Raw genomic sequence first — 14,340 nt, 5'->3', positions numbered from 1 at the left:
TCGGCGGTGTTCGTAGACTCGATGGGTGGCCACCGACTCCTTCGTTCATCTGCACGTGCACAGCGAATACTCGATGCTCGACGGGGCGGCGAAGATCGGCGCCATGACCCAGGCGGCGGCCGAGTACGGGATGCCGGCGATCGCGGTGACCGACCACGGCAACACCTTCGCCGCGTTCGAGTTCTACAACGCGGCCAAGGCGGCGGGGGTCAAGCCCATCATCGGCCTGGAGGCCTACGTCACGCCCGGCACGCACCGCAGCGACAAGTCGCGCGTCGCGTGGGGCTCGCCCGACCAGAAGAGCGATGACGTGTCGGGATCGGGCGCCTACACGCACATGACGATGTGGAGCCAGAGCACGGAGGGCATGCACAACCTCTTCCGGCTCAGCTCGCTCTCGAGCATGGAGGGCTACTACTTCAAGCCGCGGATGGACCGCGAGCTGCTCCAGACCTACGGCAAGGGGCTCATCGCCACGACGGGGTGCCCCTCCGGCGAGGTGCAGACCCGGCTGCGACTCGGGCAGTACGACGCCGCGCGCGCGGCGGCGGCGGAGTTCCAGGACATCTTCGGCAAGGAGAACTACTTCGCCGAGATCATGGACCACGGCCTCTCGATCGAGCGTCGCGTGATGACCGACCTCATCCGGCTGGCGAAGGACCTCGACATCCCGCTCGTCGCGACGAACGACTCGCACTACACGCACCAGCACGAGGCCGACGCGCACGAGGCCCTGCTCTGCGTCCAGTCCGGCTCGACGCTCGACGACCCGAACCGGTTCAAGTTCGACGGCGACGGCTACTACATCAAGACCGCCGCCGAGATGCGACAGCTGTTCCGCGATCACCCCGAGGCGTGCGACAACACGCTCCTGATCGCCGAGCGCTGCGAGGTCGAGTTCAACACCTCTGCCAACTACATGCCGCGCTTCCCGGTTCCCGCCGGGGAGACCGAGGACAGCTGGCTCATCAAGGAGGTCGAGGCGGGGCTGCACTACCGCTATCCCGGCGGCATCCCCGACAAGGTGCGCAAACAGGCCGAGTACGAGACCGGCATCATCCTGCAGATGGGCTTCCCGGGCTACTTCCTCGTCGTCGCCGACTTCATCAACTGGGCCAAGGACAACGGCATCCGCGTGGGTCCGGGGCGCGGCTCGGGCGCCGGGTCGATGGTCGCGTACGCCATGCGCATCACCGACCTCGACCCGCTCGAGCACGGCCTCATCTTCGAGCGCTTCCTCAACCCCGACCGCGTCTCCATGCCCGACTTCGACGTCGACTTCGACGACCGTCGCCGCGGCGAGGTGATCGACTACGTGACCGCGAAGTACGGCTCCGAACGCGTCGCGCAGATCGTCACCTACGGCACCATCAAGTCGAAGCAGGCCCTCAAGGATGCCGGCCGCGTGCTCGGCTTCCCGTTCAGCATGGGGGAGCGGCTGACCAAGGCCATGCCTCCGGCGGTGATGGGCAAGGACATGCCGCTGTCGGGCATGTACGACAGCGCCCACCCGCGCTTCAAGGAGGCGAGCGAGTTCCGCTCGCTCATCGACACCGACCCCGAGGCCAAGACGGTGTTCGATCGCGCGCTGGGTCTGGAGGGTCTGAAACGTCAGTGGGGCGTGCACGCGGCGGGCGTTATCATGTCCAGCGAGCCGCTGCTGGACATCATCCCGATCATGCGCCGCGAGCAGGACGGCCAGATCGTCACCCAGTTCGACTATCCGTCGTGCGAGGCCCTCGGGCTGATCAAGATGGACTTCCTGGGCCTTCGCAACCTGACGATCATCTCCGACGCGCTCGACAACATCCGCCTGAACCGCGGGGAGGAGCTCGACCTCGAGCACCTGACTCTGGACGACCGCGACGCCTACGATCTGCTCACCCGCGGTGACACGCTCGGCGTCTTCCAGCTCGACGGCGGACCGATGCGGGCGCTGCTGCGGCTGATGAAGCCCGACAACTTCGAGGACATCTCGGCCGTCATCGCGCTGTACCGCCCCGGTCCCATGGGCGCGAACTCGCACACCAACTACGCGCTGCGCAAGAACGGTCAGCAGCCCATCACTCCGATCCACCCGGAGCTCGAGGAGCCGCTGCGCGACATCCTCGACACCACCTACGGCCTGATCATCTATCAGGAGCAGGTCATGGCGATCGCGCAGAAGGTGGCGGGGTTCTCGCTCGGACAGGCCGACATCCTGCGTCGCGCCATGGGCAAGAAGAAGAAGTCCGAGCTCGACAAGCAGTACGAGGGCTTCTCCGGAGGCATGAAGGAGCGCGGGTACGGCGAGGCGGCCGTCCAGGCGCTGTGGGACATCCTCCTGCCGTTCTCCGACTACGCGTTCAACAAGGCGCACTCCGCGGCCTACGGACTCGTCTCGTACTGGACGGCGTATCTCAAGGCCCACTACCCGGCCGAGTACATGGCCGCCCTGCTGACCAGCGTCGGCGACTCCAAGGACAAGATGGCGGTGTACCTCAACGAGTGCCGCCGCATGGGCATCCGGGTGCTCCCGCCCGACGTGAGCGAGTCGATCCGCTACTTCGCGGCCGTCGGCGAGGACATCCGCTTCGGCCTCGGTGCCGTCCGCAACGTCGGCGCCAACGTCGTCGACGGCATCGTCGAGGCGCGCGGTGAGGAGGGCTTCTCGAGCTTCCACCACTTCCTCGACACGGTGCCGATGCACGTCGCCAACAAGCGCACCGTCGAGTCGCTCATCAAGGCGGGCGCCTTCGACTCGATGGGCGACACGCGTCGCGCGCTGCTCGAGGTGCACGAGGATGCCGTCGAGGCCGCCGTCGACCGCAAGCGCAACGAGGCCCAGGGCGCCATCGGGTTCGACTTCGACAGTCTCTACGACGCCGCCGAGGAAGTCGTCCCGCCGAAGGTGCCGCCGCGGCCCGAGTGGACGAAGAAGGACAAGCTGGCCTTCGAGCGCGAGATGCTCGGCCTGTACGTCTCCGATCACCCGCTGGCCGGCCTGGAGATCCCGCTCGCGAAGCACGCGTCGCTCTCGATCCACGATCTGCTCTCCTCCGACGACATCAACGACGGCGACATCGTGACGGTGGCCGGGCTCGTGACGAGCGTGCAGCACCGCGTCGCGAAGCAGAGCGGCAACCCGTACGGCATGATCACCGTCGAGGACTTCGACGGTGAGGTCACCGTGATGTTCATGGGGAAGACCTACACGGAGTTCCAGTCGATGCTCGTGGCGGACAGCATCCTCGTCGTGCGGGGGCGCGTGTCGCGGCGCGACGACGGCCTCAACCTGCACGGTCAGTCCGCGTTCTCGCCCGACCTCGGCTCCGTGGACGCCACCGGCTCGCTCGTGCTCCTCATGCCGGAACATCGCGCCACCGAGCGGATCGTCACCGAACTGGCCCAGGTGTTCTCGCGGCATCCGGGCGACACCGAGGTGACGCTCAAACTCCACAAGAGCGGCGTGGCGAAGGTGTTCGAGGTGCCCGCCCAGGTGCGCGTGACCGTCGATCTCTACGGTGAGCTGAAGGGCCTTCTCGGACCGCAATGTCTCGGCTGACGCCGCGACGGTCCGAGTAGGATCGCAGTCGAGTTCTGATCCGGAAGGATGCGTCACGTGACCGACGAGAAGCCCACCCCCGACCCCGCCGACGACAGCGCGACGGAGGACGCCACCGTCTCCGTCCCTGCGGCGGCCGGCCCGGACGACGAGCCGACGGCCGCGCACGCGGAGCAGCCGGCCACGGAGCCCGCAGAGCAGCCCGCCGCGCAGTCCGACGAGCAGCCCGCTGCCCGGCCCGCGGCATCGGACGACGACCCCGACGTGTCTTACGCGACCTTCTCCGAGGCGTTCCAGGCGGTCACCGACGGGCCCGACGGCGTCGACGAGGCCGCGTCGCCGCAGTACGGCGTCGGTCCCTTCTCGGTGCGGGAGGTCTCGCTGGGCGCGATCTGGCTGGTGGCGTTCGTCGTCTCGTTCTTCCCGATCTACAGCTACGGCAACCGCGGCTGGGGCCCCTCGGTCTGGACGGGCATCGACTGGGTGCTGACGATCGGCGTGCCCACCGTGGCCGTCTTCCTGATCGGTCTGCGCCGGCTCTCGCCGCAGGGCATCCGTCGCGTCGGCTCGCTCGGCATCGACCAGTTCGCCTCGGTGGCCTTCACCGTCTCGTCCGTCGTCTGGCTCGGCATCCTGTGGAGCTCGTTCGTCTCGCTCGGCGGCGGAAGCGTCTTCCTGGCCACCTGGGTCGTCTGGGTGGAGTTCATCCTCATGCTCGCCGGCGTCGTACTCACCGTGTTCGCGCCGTTGCTGCCCACGGTCGGGGAGGACTTCCGTTACCGGACCGAGGTTCCGGCCCACCGCTACGCGCGCCCGGCGCGTCCCGTCGTCGCGCGGCCCGCGGCCGCCCGTCCCGCCGTCGCCGCCGCACCGACCGCCGCCGTGGCGACCGGCGCCGACGCGGCGGCGGGCACCGCCACCGGTGTCGTCGAGCCCGTCACCGAGACGACCGTCGTCGACGAGACCGTCATCGCCCCCGCCGCGTCGCAGGCGTTCTGGGCTCTCGCCCCCGTCGAGCGCGACGTCGTCGATGAGAACGGCGCCCCGCTGTTCCGCATCGGACCGACGGCGTGGGCGCTCGTCATCGAGGATCGCGGCGACACGTACGTCGTGCGCCACGAAGACGGACGCATCGGCTACCTCACCGACGTCTCCGGCGTCACACGCGGGTAGCCTGGACGGATGCTCCGCACCATCGATCTGCGCGGTCGTGACCTGACCACCGCGCAGCTGCTCTCGGCCGTGCCGCGTGCACAGGCCGCCCGCGCCGAGGCGCTGCAGGCCGCCTCCGACATCGTCGCGGACGTGCGCGAGCGCGGGGAGGCGTCGCTGCGCGACCAGGCCGCCCGCTTCGACCGCGTCACCGACCACGACATCCGGGTGCCCGCCGCGCACCTCGACGAGGCGCTCGAGCACCTCGACCCGACCGTCCGGCGTGCGCTCGAGGAGGCCATCCGCCGCGTGCGCATCGCCTCCGCCGCGCAGGTGCCGCCCCCCACGACGACGGATCTGGGGCCGGGAGCACGCGTCGAGCAGCGCTGGCAACCGGTGCGGCGCGCCGGCGTGTACGTGCCCGGCGGGAAGGCGGTCTACCCGTCGAGCGTCGTGATGAACGTCGTCCCGGCGCAGGTGGCCGGCGTGGGCGAGGTGGCGCTGGCGTCGCCGCCGCAGGCCGAGTTCGGCGGGCGGGTGCACCCCGACATCCTGGCGGCGGCACGGCTGCTGGGCGTCACGGAGGTGTACGCGATCGGCGGTGCCGGGGCCGTCGGGGCCTACGCGTACGGCGTGGAGAGCATCGGACTCGATCCCGTGGATGTCGTGACGGGCCCGGGCAACAACTTCGTCGCCGCCGCGAAGCGCGCCGTCGGCGGCCTGGTCGGCACCGACTCCGAGGCCGGCGCGACGGAGATCCTCATCGTCGCGGACGAGTCGGCGGATGCCGCGCTCGTCGCCGTCGACCTGATCAGCCAGGCCGAGCACGACGAGCAGGCGTCCGCGGTGCTCGTGACCTGGTCGCCCGAGCTCGCCGAGAGCGTGCGGGCGCAGGTCGCCGAGCGCGTCGAGCGCACGCGCAACGGAGCCCGCGCGCGCGTGGCGCTGAACGGCCCCCAGTCCGCCGTCGTCCTCGTCGACGACCTCGCGGTGGCGACCGCGTTCAGCAACGCCTACGCCCCCGAGCACCTCGAGCTGCACCTGCGCGCCCCGCGGCCCGAGGACTTCGTCAACGCGGGAGCCGTCTTCGTCGGCGAGAACTCGCCGGTGAGCCTCGGCGACTATCTCGCGGGCAGTAACCACGTCCTTCCCACCGGTGGTCAGGCGCGGTACGCCGCCGGGCTGTCGGCATCCACGTTCCTGCGGCCGCAGCAGGTGATCGCGTACGACCGTGAGGCCCTGCGCGCCGTGCACGACGGGATCGTGGCCCTCGCGGTCGCCGAGGAGCTGCCGGCGCACGGCGAAGCCGTGACGGCCCGATTCGCCGACGTGCGGGCGGGGGAGTAGCTCGTGCACTGTCCCTTCTGCCGACACGCCGACTCGCGCGTCATCGACTCCCGCACGAGCGACGACGGACTCAGCATCCGCCGACGCCGGCAGTGCCCGCAATGCGGCGGCCGGTTCACGACCATCGAGACCGCGAGCCTCAACGTCATCAAGCGCTCCGGGGTCATCGAGCCGTTCAGTCGCGAGAAGGTCATGTCGGGCGTGCGCAAGGCCTGCCAGGGTCGCCCCGTGACCGAGGCCGACCTCGCGGTGCTCGCTCAGGCCGTCGAGGAGGCGGTTCGCCAGACCGGCGCGTCGCAGATCGACACGAACGAGATCGGGCTGACCATCCTCGGTCCCCTCCGCGATCTCGACGAGGTCGCCTACCTGCGATTCGCCAGCGTCTACCAGGCGTTCGACTCGCTGGAGGACTTCGAAGCCTCGATCGCCCAGCTGCGCGCCGACCACGCGCGCGACGCCGCCGACTAGACACGGCGCCCGCGCGCGGCACGTCGGGACGCGAGCCCTAGGCTGGGAGCCGATGTACCCCTTCATCTTCCGCACCGTGTTCGCCCACATGGATCCCGAGCGTGCCCACCACCTCGTGATCCCCGTCATCCGCGCGTTCGGCGTGTGGCCGTTGCGGCCGATCGTCCGGGCGCTGACGGCGCCCGACCCCGTGCTGCGGACGCCCGCGCTGGGGCGCGTCTTCGATTCGCCGTTCGGTGTCGCGGCCGGCTTCGACAAGAACGCCGTCATGAGCGAGGGGCTCTACGCGCTCGGCTTCGGGCACGTCGAGGTGGGCACCGTCACGACGGTCCCGCAGGCCGGCAACCCGCGCCCGCGACTGTTCCGCCTCATCCCCGACCGCGCGCTGATCAACCGCATGGGCTTCAACAACGCCGGGGCCGCGGCGGCCGCCGCGCGTCTGGAGCGTTCGCGGCGCCGGGCTCGGCGCACCGTCCTCGGCGCCAACATCGGCAAGAGCCGCATCGTCGACGTCGAGCACGCCACCGCCGACTACGTCACCAGCACGAAGCTCGTCGCGGGGGAGGCGGACTACCTCGTGGTCAACGTGTCGTCGCCGAACACGCCGGGTCTGCGCGGCCTACAGGCCGTCGAGACGCTCCGCCCGCTGCTCGAGGCGGTGCGGGATGCCGCGGGCTCCACGCCGCTGCTGGTGAAGATCGCGCCCGACCTCGAGGACGACGAGGTCGCCGCCGTGGCCCGTCTCGCGGTCGATCTCGGCCTGGCGGGACTGGTCGCCACGAACACGACCATCGCGCGGGACGGACTGACCGTGGATGCCCGCACCGTCGCGGCGATGGGCGCCGGAGGACTGTCCGGGGCCCCGCTGCGCCGCCGATCCCTCGAGGTGCTGCGGATCGTCCGTGCCGCGGTGCCCGACGATTTCTGCATCATCGCGGCGGGCGGCGTCGAGACCGCGGACGACGTGCAGGAGCGACTGGATGCCGGTGCGAACCTCGTGCAGGGCTACACGGGCTTCATCTATCGCGGGCCGCTCTGGGCGCGTCAGATCAACCGGGGGTTGGCTGCGCGTCGGCGACGCTGACGCTCGGCCGGCCTTCGGGCGCCCGATCGAAGCGCGCCGTGTCCCGCCGGGTACGCGGGCGCAGTCCCGCGTGCTCGAGCGCACGGGTCATGCGGTGCTGCAGCGGCGGCAGCTCGGACGCCGCACCGGCATCCTGGCGCACCATCCCGACGAGGAAGGTCTCGCTCCGGCTCGCCGTGTGAATCTCGAGCCGCGCCATGTCGCCGCGTGCGCACCACACGAGCCGTCGGATCATCGCGAACGGGACCATCCAGGGCGGTCCGGCGGCCGTGTGCACCTCGATCGCGCCCGTGCTCCAGCGGACGGTCAGGCGTGAGCGGCGGCGGTTGACGAGGGCGCGCACCGCGGCGTAGAGGGGGAGGGCGATGAGCCCGCCGAACAGGACGACCAGCATCAGCGGCGGCAGGCGCAGCACCCACCGCTCGGCGAGGATCACGATCGTCAGCGCGAGCGCGCCGCCCAGCGCGACAGCCCCCACGATGAGGGCGGTCAGTCGCCGCGGGGAGAGGCGGGATGCCGTGACCGTGAGCTCCGGACGGCTGTCGGCTCCGCCCCAGGCGGGCGTCGCCATCGCCCGCGCCCGACGGGATGCGCTGCGGTCGATCTGACTCGACACCCGTCCCAGCAGCGTCACGAGCACCCAGCCGGCGGCCGGGGGGACGCCGAGCGCCGCCTGGAAGAGCGGACGACGCCACGGCTCGGGAAGGCCTCGGATCGCGTCGAGCACGGCCATGCTCGTGGGCAGCAGCGCGATCGCGCACACGGCCAGGATCACGTGCAGCGTCCACTGCCGGCGAGGGGGGAGTGCGCTCAGGGAGTTGACGGCGGCGAAGGCGAGCGCCCATCCGCCGACGATGACGCTGAGGTAGGCCGGGAAGCCGTCGGCATCCCGCGCGGCCAGCGTCATGCCGACGATGACGAGCGCGAGCCCGGCCAGCGCCGGAGCGACGACGAACCAGCGACGCCAGCTGCGGTCCGGGCGCACCGGCACGTCAGGCGGGACGGCCGCCGCGCTTGACCTGCGGCTTCGGCAGACGCATGAAGCGCATCTGGATGGTGCGCATCGCCGCGTACCAGCCGAGGCCCTTCTCGATGCGGTCGCCGAACTTCGCGCGCGCGAGCTTCTTCACCCGGATGCTGGTGATCACCATGTCGATGACGACGAAGAGGATGTAGAGCCACAGGGCCGCGAACCCGTAGTACACGATCGCCGTGTTCGGGATGAGACTGAGCAGGATCACGATGAGCATCAGGGGCATCAGCAGCTCGCCCGCGTGCCAGCCGCCGTCCACGACGTCGCGGACGAACCGGCGCTGCGGGCCCTTGTCGCGGGCCGGGAGATAGCGGTCCTCCCCGTTGGCCATGCCGATCCGCGCCTTCTCCCGCTGCGTGGCGAGCTCGGCCTTCGCACGGGCGCGCGCTTCCTTCGTGTCGGCGACGAGAGGGCGCTTGCGGGCCGCCTCCCGCTCGGCGCGCGACGGCGTCGGGCGGTTCTTGCCGGGACCGGTGGGGACGTCTGCGGCGGCGTCGGGGGCGGCGGGGTTCTTGGCCACGATGTGGATCCTCGTTGTCTTCACGGGTGGTGCGCACGCACGTGGATGCGCGAGAGCTGCCCCCTAAGATTACCCGCATGAGTTCGGACCTGTCCCGCCGTCACGCCGTCCGCGACGCCGCCGAAGCGGCCGTCCCCGCCGCCCTCGCCGATCTGGGGCGCCTCGTGCGGATCCCCTCCGTCGCCTTCCCGGGTTTCGATCGTGCGGAGGTGGCGCGCAGCGCGGAGGCCGTCAAGGAGCTCCTCGACGACCTGGGCATCTTCGACCGCGTCGAGGTCAAGACCGCCGTGGTCCCCGAGACGGGCATCGAGGGGATGCCGGCCGTGCTCGCCTCCCGCGCGGCGCGCAACGGCCGCCCCACGATCCTGCTCTACGCCCACCACGACGTGCAGCCCGTGGGCGACGAGACGCTGTGGGAGACGGCGCCGTTCGAGCCGACGGTGCGCGGCGGACGCCTCTACGGGCGCGGCGCCGCCGACGACAAGGCCGGGATCATGGCCCACGTCGGTGCGCTCCGTGCGCTCGTGGAGGTCCTGGGCGATGACGTCGACCTCGGCGTCAACCTGTTCATCGAAGGCGAGGAGGAGGCCGGCTCCGCGTCGTTCGCGGCGTTCCTCCGCGAGAACGCCGACGCGCTGCGCGCCGACGTCATCGTCGTCGCCGATTCCGGCAACTGGGACGCCGTCACACCGGCGCTCACCGTCTCGTTGCGCGGCAACGCCCGCTTCACCCTCACGGTGCGCACCCTCGAGCACGCCTCGCACTCGGGCATGTTCGGCGGAGCCGTGCCCGATGCGATGCTCGCCACGATCACGCTGCTGTCGACCCTCTGGGACGGCGACGGCGCCGTCGCCGTGGCGGGCCTGGGGGAGAGGGATGCCGCGACGCCGGAGTACACGGAGGAGACGCTCCGCGACGAGGCCGGCCTGCCCGACGGCGTGAGCCCGATCGGGCGGGGGACGATCCTCAGCCGGATCTGGAACAAGCCGTCCATCACGGTGACCGGCATCGACGCGCCGAGCGTGAAGAACGCGTCGAACACGCTGGCGCCGGAGGTTTCGGTGGTCATCAGCATGCGCGTCGCCCCCGGCCAGCCCGCACGGGAGGCGTACGCCGCGCTGGAGGCCCATCTGCGCGCGCACGCGCCGTTCGGTGCGGAGCTGACGTTCCGCGACGTCGACTGCGGCGACGCCTTCCTCGTCGACACGAGCGGCTCCGCGGTCACCGCGGCGCGCACCGCCCTGCGCGAGGGCTACGGCGTCGAGCCGGTCGACATCGGCATCGGCGGGTCGATCCCGTTCATCGCCGACCTGGTGCGCGAGTTCCCCGGCGCCGAGATCCTGGTGACCGGCGTCGAGGACCCCCACGCGCGTGCGCACAGCCCCAATGAGTCGCTGCACCTGGACACGTTCCGCCACGCGCTCGTCTCGGAGGCGCTGCTGCTGGAGGAACTGGACGGCCGGACGGCAGCGGAGGGCTGAGCCGGACCGGGCCCCGGTCGGCTCCCGCGGCGTAGAATCGAGCAGACCCGCCGTCTCATCACGGCTTCGATCACCGAGGTTCCGGAGAGTGCCATGACCGACATCGCCACGAACGCCCCCGCCACCGCCACCGAGGCCGCCCACGGCGTGCTGCTCACGGATGCCGCGGCCGACAAGGTCAAGAGCCTCCTGCAGCAGGAGGGCCGCGACGACCTGCGTCTGCGTGTCGCCGTGCAGCCCGGCGGCTGCTCCGGCCTCATCTACCAGCTCTACTTCGACGAGCGCTTCCTCGACGGCGACCAGGCCGTCGACTTCGACGGCGTCGAGGTCATCGTTGACGACATGTCGGTGCCGTATCTCGACGGCGCGACGATCGACTTCAAGGACACCATCTCGGAGCAGGGTTTCACGATCGACAACCCCAACGCGGCCGGCAGCTGCGCGTGCGGTGACAGCTTCCACTGAGTCCTGACGTCGGCGCAGATCAGGCCGGGAAAACCCCTCCGATAGTGGCAGACATCCTGGGCGGATGGCCTGAATCGTGTGGGAGGTTGCCCTAGACTGAACGGTGTTCGACCTTCATGACCCCGAAAGGTGCACCGTGCGCGTCAAACGCCGACTCCGGCTCGCCGTCATCCCGATCGGGATCGCCTCGGCGATCGCCCTCGCGGGATGCACTCCCACCGAGCTGAACGGCTTCCTGCCGGGTTTCACCGACGATGGAACGCAGGCCACGAACCACACCGAGATGGTGTCGGGGCTGTGGGTCAACTCGTGGATCGTCCTCCTCGCCGTCGGTGTGATCACCTGGGCCCTCATGGGATGGGCGGCCATCGCGTACCGTCGCCGTCGCGGCCAGCGGGGTCTGCCGGTGCAGCTGCGCTACAACATGCCGGTCGAGATCTTCTACACGGTCGTCCCGCTGATCCTCGTGCTCGGCTTCTTCGCCTTCACCGCCCGTGACCAGGCGATCCTGGAGACCCAGTACGACAACCCCGACGTGTGCGTCACCGCGATCGGCAAGCAGTGGGCGTGGGACTTCCAGTACAACGACGACACGGCCGACTGCCAGGCCGGCGACGACGCCGTCTGGACCATGGGCGTCCAGGCGCAGACCGACGCCAAGGGCGACATCACCAGCGAACTGCCGACCCTCGTCCTCCCGGTCAACGAGACGGTCAAGCTCAAGCTGACCTCGCGCGACGTGATCCACTCGTTCTGGATCATCGACTTCCTGTACAAGAAGGACATGTACATCGGGAAGGACAACTACTGGTCCTTCACGCCGACGCGTGTCGGCGAGTACGACGGCAAGTGCGCCGAGCTCTGCGGCCAGTACCACTCGATGATGCTCTTCAAGGTGAAGGTCGTCGAGCCGGCCGAGTACCAGGAGTACCTGGCGGGTCTGCGCGCTGCCGGCCAGACCGGTGACATCAACAAGGCCTACGACCGGCTCCAGAACTTCCCGGGTACGGGCGCCTCCACCGAAGCCGAGGGAGAACACTGATGGCGACGACGCTTCCTCTCCAGGGTGAGACCTCCTCTCGCCCGACCACGCTGCCCCCGCGTCAGGCCGCGCTCATGAGCTCGACCCGCGTGGAGCAGAAGGGCAACATCATCGTCAAGTGGATCACCTCCACTGACCACAAGACGATCGGGTACATGTACCTCATCGCCTCGGTGATCTTCTTCCTCCTCGGCGGCGTGATGGCCCTCATCATCCGCGCGGAGCTGTTCGAGCCGGGCATGCAGATCCTTCCCACGAAGGAGCAGTACAACCAGCTCTTCACGATGCACGGCACGATCATGCTGCTGATGTTCGCGACGCCCCTGTTCGCGGGCTTCGCCAACGCGATCCTGCCGCTGCAGATCGGTGCCCCCGACGTGGCCTTCCCGCGTCTGAACGCCTTCGCGCTGTGGCTGTTCATCTTCGGTTCGGTCATCGCCGTCGCGGGCTTCCTCACGCCGCAGGGCGCCGCCGCCTTCGGATGGTTCGCCTACCAGCCGCTCGCCGGCGCGACGTTCTCCCCGGGTGCCGGAGGAAACCTCTGGATGCTGGGGCTCGGCATGTCCGGCTTCGGCACGATCCTCGGCGCCGTGAACTTCATCACGACGATCATCACGATGCGCGCGCCCGGCATGACGATGTGGCGTCTGCCGATCTTCTCGTGGAACACGCTGGTCACCAGCATCCTGATCCTGATGGCCTTCCCGGTGCTCGCCGCGGCGATCCTGGCGGCCGCGGCCGACCGCGTGCTCGGTGCGCACATCTACGACCCGGCCAACGGCGGCGTGCTCCTCTGGCAGCACCTCTTCTGGTTCTTCGGCCACCCCGAGGTGTACATCATCGCCCTGCCGTTCTTCGGCATCGTCTCCGAGATCTTCCCGGTGTTCAGCCGCAAGCCGATCTTCGGATACAAGACCCTGGTCTACGCGACGATCGCGATCGCGGCCCTGTCGGTGTCGGTGTGGGCCCACCACATGTACGTCACGGGTTCCGTGCTCCTGCCCTTCTTCGCGCTGATGACGATGCTGATCGCTGTTCCCACCGGCGTGAAGATCTTCAACTGGATCGGCACGCTCTGGCGCGGCTCGGTCACGTTCGAGACGCCCATGGTGTTCTCGCTCGGCTTCCTCGTCTCGTTCGTCTTCGGTGGCCTCACCGGCGTCATCCTCGCCTCGCCGCCGCTGGACTTCCACCTCTCCGACTCGTACTTCGTCGTCGCCCACTTCCACTACGTCGTCTTCGGCACGGTCGTGTTCGCGATGTTCGCCGGCTTCTACTTCTGGTGGCCGAAGTGGACGGGTCGCATGCTCAACGAGCGGCTCGGCATGGTGCACTTCTGGATGCTGTTCATCGGCTTCCACATGACCTTCCTCATCCAGCACTGGCTGGGCGTCGACGGCATGGTCCGCCGCTACGCCGACTACTCGGCCGCCGACGGCTGGACGTGGCAGAACCAGGTGTCCACCATCGGCGCCATGATCCTCGGTGCGTCGATGATCCCGTTCTTCCTCAACGTGTGGCTGACCTCCCGCAAGGCGCCGCGCGTGACCGTGAACGACCCGTGGGGCTACGGCGGCTCGCTCGAGTGGGCCACCAGCTGCCCGCCGCCGCGTCACAACTTCACGTCGATCCCGCGGATCCGCAGCGAGCGTCCCGCGTTCGACCTCAACCACCCCGAGGCCGCGTTGCCCGTGGGCGTGGGACCGGCGAAGGACGCACCCGATGCGCCCGTCGTCGACGTGGCCGAGGGGAAGGTCAAGTAAGTGAAGACCAACGTCAACCTCTGGTGGATCCTCTCCGGGTTCTTCCTGCTCTGCTTCGCCCTCTACACGGGGTGGAACATCATCGAGCACTCCGATCGTCCGTGGTTCCACGCGATCGAGTGGGTCGGCAGCGTCGCGCTGCTGTTCACGGTCTTCATGGCGGCGATGATCGGCTTCTACGTCGACCGGGTGCACCGCGCCCAGGGCGGCGAGCTTCCCGAGGATTCGCTGACGGCCGACATCGACGACGGCGACCCCGAGATGGGTGAGTTCAGCCCGTGGTCGTGGTGGCCGCTCGTGCTCGCCTTCTCGGCAGCCCTCGGCATCCTCGGCCTCGCGGTGGGCACGTTCCTCCTTCCCATCGGTCTCGGTGTCTTCGTCATCGCGATCGTGGGCTGGGTGTTCGAGTACTACCGCGGGTACTTCGCGCGCTGAGCGGCG

The 14,340-nt window shown here is 69.6% G+C and carries 12 protein-coding genes; 10 read left to right on the top strand and 2 right to left on the bottom strand.

Annotated features, from left to right (window positions below):
* Nucleotides 1-73: 73 nt before the first annotated feature.
* Genes dnaE through L0965_RS14150 form a run of 5 tightly spaced genes read left to right on the top strand, consistent with a single transcriptional unit; the run spans nt 74 to nt 7,595 of the window.
* Entirely contained in the window at nt 74-3,544 is a 3,471-nt protein-coding gene (gene dnaE / locus L0965_RS14170; protein WP_231734929.1) for a DNA polymerase III subunit alpha, read from the top strand.
* Between the two features lie 57 nt (nt 3,545-3,601).
* Nucleotides 3,602-4,717, top strand: a complete 1,116-nt coding sequence (locus L0965_RS14165; RefSeq protein WP_101307244.1) for a hypothetical protein — start codon at nt 3,602-3,604, stop codon at nt 4,715-4,717.
* Between the two features lie 9 nt (nt 4,718-4,726).
* Nucleotides 4,727-6,043, top strand: coding sequence for a histidinol dehydrogenase (gene hisD, locus L0965_RS14160; RefSeq protein WP_060958738.1), 1,317 nt, complete (start codon nt 4,727-4,729; stop codon nt 6,041-6,043).
* 3 nt (nt 6,044-6,046) lie between these two features.
* A complete protein-coding gene (nrdR, locus tag L0965_RS14155; RefSeq protein WP_101306475.1) occupies nt 6,047-6,511 on the top strand; it encodes a transcriptional regulator NrdR in 465 nt (154 codons plus the stop codon).
* A 52-nt stretch (nt 6,512-6,563) separates the two neighbouring features.
* Nucleotides 6,564-7,595: a quinone-dependent dihydroorotate dehydrogenase gene (locus L0965_RS14150; protein ID WP_101306474.1), complete on the top strand. Its 1,032-nt coding sequence runs from the start codon at nt 6,564-6,566 to the stop codon at nt 7,593-7,595.
* Here L0965_RS14150 and L0965_RS14145 read toward each other — a convergent pair.
* Together L0965_RS14145 and L0965_RS14140 are read right to left on the bottom strand one after the other, a co-directional pair.
* Complete coding sequence (locus tag L0965_RS14145) at nt 7,561-8,586, bottom strand: hypothetical protein (RefSeq protein WP_198553622.1); 1,026 nt, start codon at nt 8,584-8,586, stop codon at nt 7,561-7,563. The two genes, L0965_RS14150 and L0965_RS14145, sit on opposite strands and share 35 nt — an antisense overlap.
* A 1-nt stretch (nt 8,587) precedes the next feature.
* Nucleotides 8,588-9,148 carry a DUF3043 domain-containing protein gene (locus tag L0965_RS14140; RefSeq protein WP_060958735.1) on the bottom strand — a complete coding sequence of 187 codons (561 nt, stop codon included), beginning with the start codon at nt 9,146-9,148 and terminating at the stop codon, nt 8,588-8,590.
* Nucleotides 9,149-9,225: 77 nt separating this feature from the next.
* On the opposite strand from L0965_RS14140, the gene L0965_RS14135 reads away from it, so the two are divergent.
* The 5 genes from L0965_RS14135 (at nt 9,226) to L0965_RS14115 (ending at nt 14,334) form a co-directional block, all read left to right on the top strand.
* On the top strand, nt 9,226-10,629 hold the full coding sequence (locus L0965_RS14135) for a dipeptidase (protein WP_101306473.1): 1,404 nt from the start codon (nt 9,226-9,228) through the stop codon (nt 10,627-10,629).
* Nucleotides 10,630-10,722: 93 nt separating this feature from the next.
* Nucleotides 10,723-11,094, top strand: coding sequence for an iron-sulfur cluster insertion protein ErpA (erpA, locus tag L0965_RS14130; protein WP_060958733.1), 372 nt, complete (start codon nt 10,723-10,725; stop codon nt 11,092-11,094).
* Nucleotides 11,095-11,230: 136 nt separating this feature from the next.
* Nucleotides 11,231-12,136: a cytochrome c oxidase subunit II gene (gene coxB, locus L0965_RS14125; protein WP_060958732.1), complete on the top strand. Its 906-nt coding sequence runs from the start codon at nt 11,231-11,233 to the stop codon at nt 12,134-12,136.
* A complete protein-coding gene (gene ctaD, locus L0965_RS14120; RefSeq protein WP_060958731.1) occupies nt 12,136-13,899 on the top strand; it encodes a cytochrome c oxidase subunit I in 1,764 nt (587 codons plus the stop codon). The genes coxB and ctaD overlap by 1 nt, the downstream gene beginning before the upstream one ends.
* Nucleotides 13,900-14,334: a cytochrome c oxidase subunit 4 gene (locus L0965_RS14115; RefSeq protein ID WP_060958730.1), complete on the top strand. Its 435-nt coding sequence runs from the start codon at nt 13,900-13,902 to the stop codon at nt 14,332-14,334.
* The last annotated feature ends 6 nt before the right edge of the window (nt 14,335-14,340 follow it).

Origin of the sequence: Microbacterium sp. NFH-22A-Y (assembly GCF_021401375.1) — a bacterium.
Lineage (GTDB): Bacteria > Actinomycetota > Actinomycetes > Actinomycetales > Microbacteriaceae > Microbacterium > Microbacterium hominis.
Note: the sequence above shows the minus strand (reverse complement) of the source record. Positions and strands in the feature narration are given on the sequence as shown.

What these genes read in the sequence shown, in the direction of transcription:
- ctaD (WP_060958731.1), top strand. Translation starts at nt 12,136, where the DNA reads ATGGCGACGACGCTTCCTCTCCAGGGTGAGACCTCCTCTCGCCCGACC.
- erpA (WP_060958733.1), top strand. Translation starts at nt 10,723, where the DNA reads ATGACCGACATCGCCACGAACGCCCCCGCCACCGCCACCGAGGCCGCC.
- L0965_RS14135 (WP_101306473.1), top strand. Translation starts at nt 9,226, where the DNA reads ATGAGTTCGGACCTGTCCCGCCGTCACGCCGTCCGCGACGCCGCCGAA.
- hisD (WP_060958738.1), top strand. Translation starts at nt 4,727, where the DNA reads ATGCTCCGCACCATCGATCTGCGCGGTCGTGACCTGACCACCGCGCAG.
- L0965_RS14150 (WP_101306474.1), top strand. Translation starts at nt 6,564, where the DNA reads ATGTACCCCTTCATCTTCCGCACCGTGTTCGCCCACATGGATCCCGAG.
- dnaE (WP_231734929.1), top strand. Translation starts at nt 74, where the DNA reads ATGCTCGACGGGGCGGCGAAGATCGGCGCCATGACCCAGGCGGCGGCC.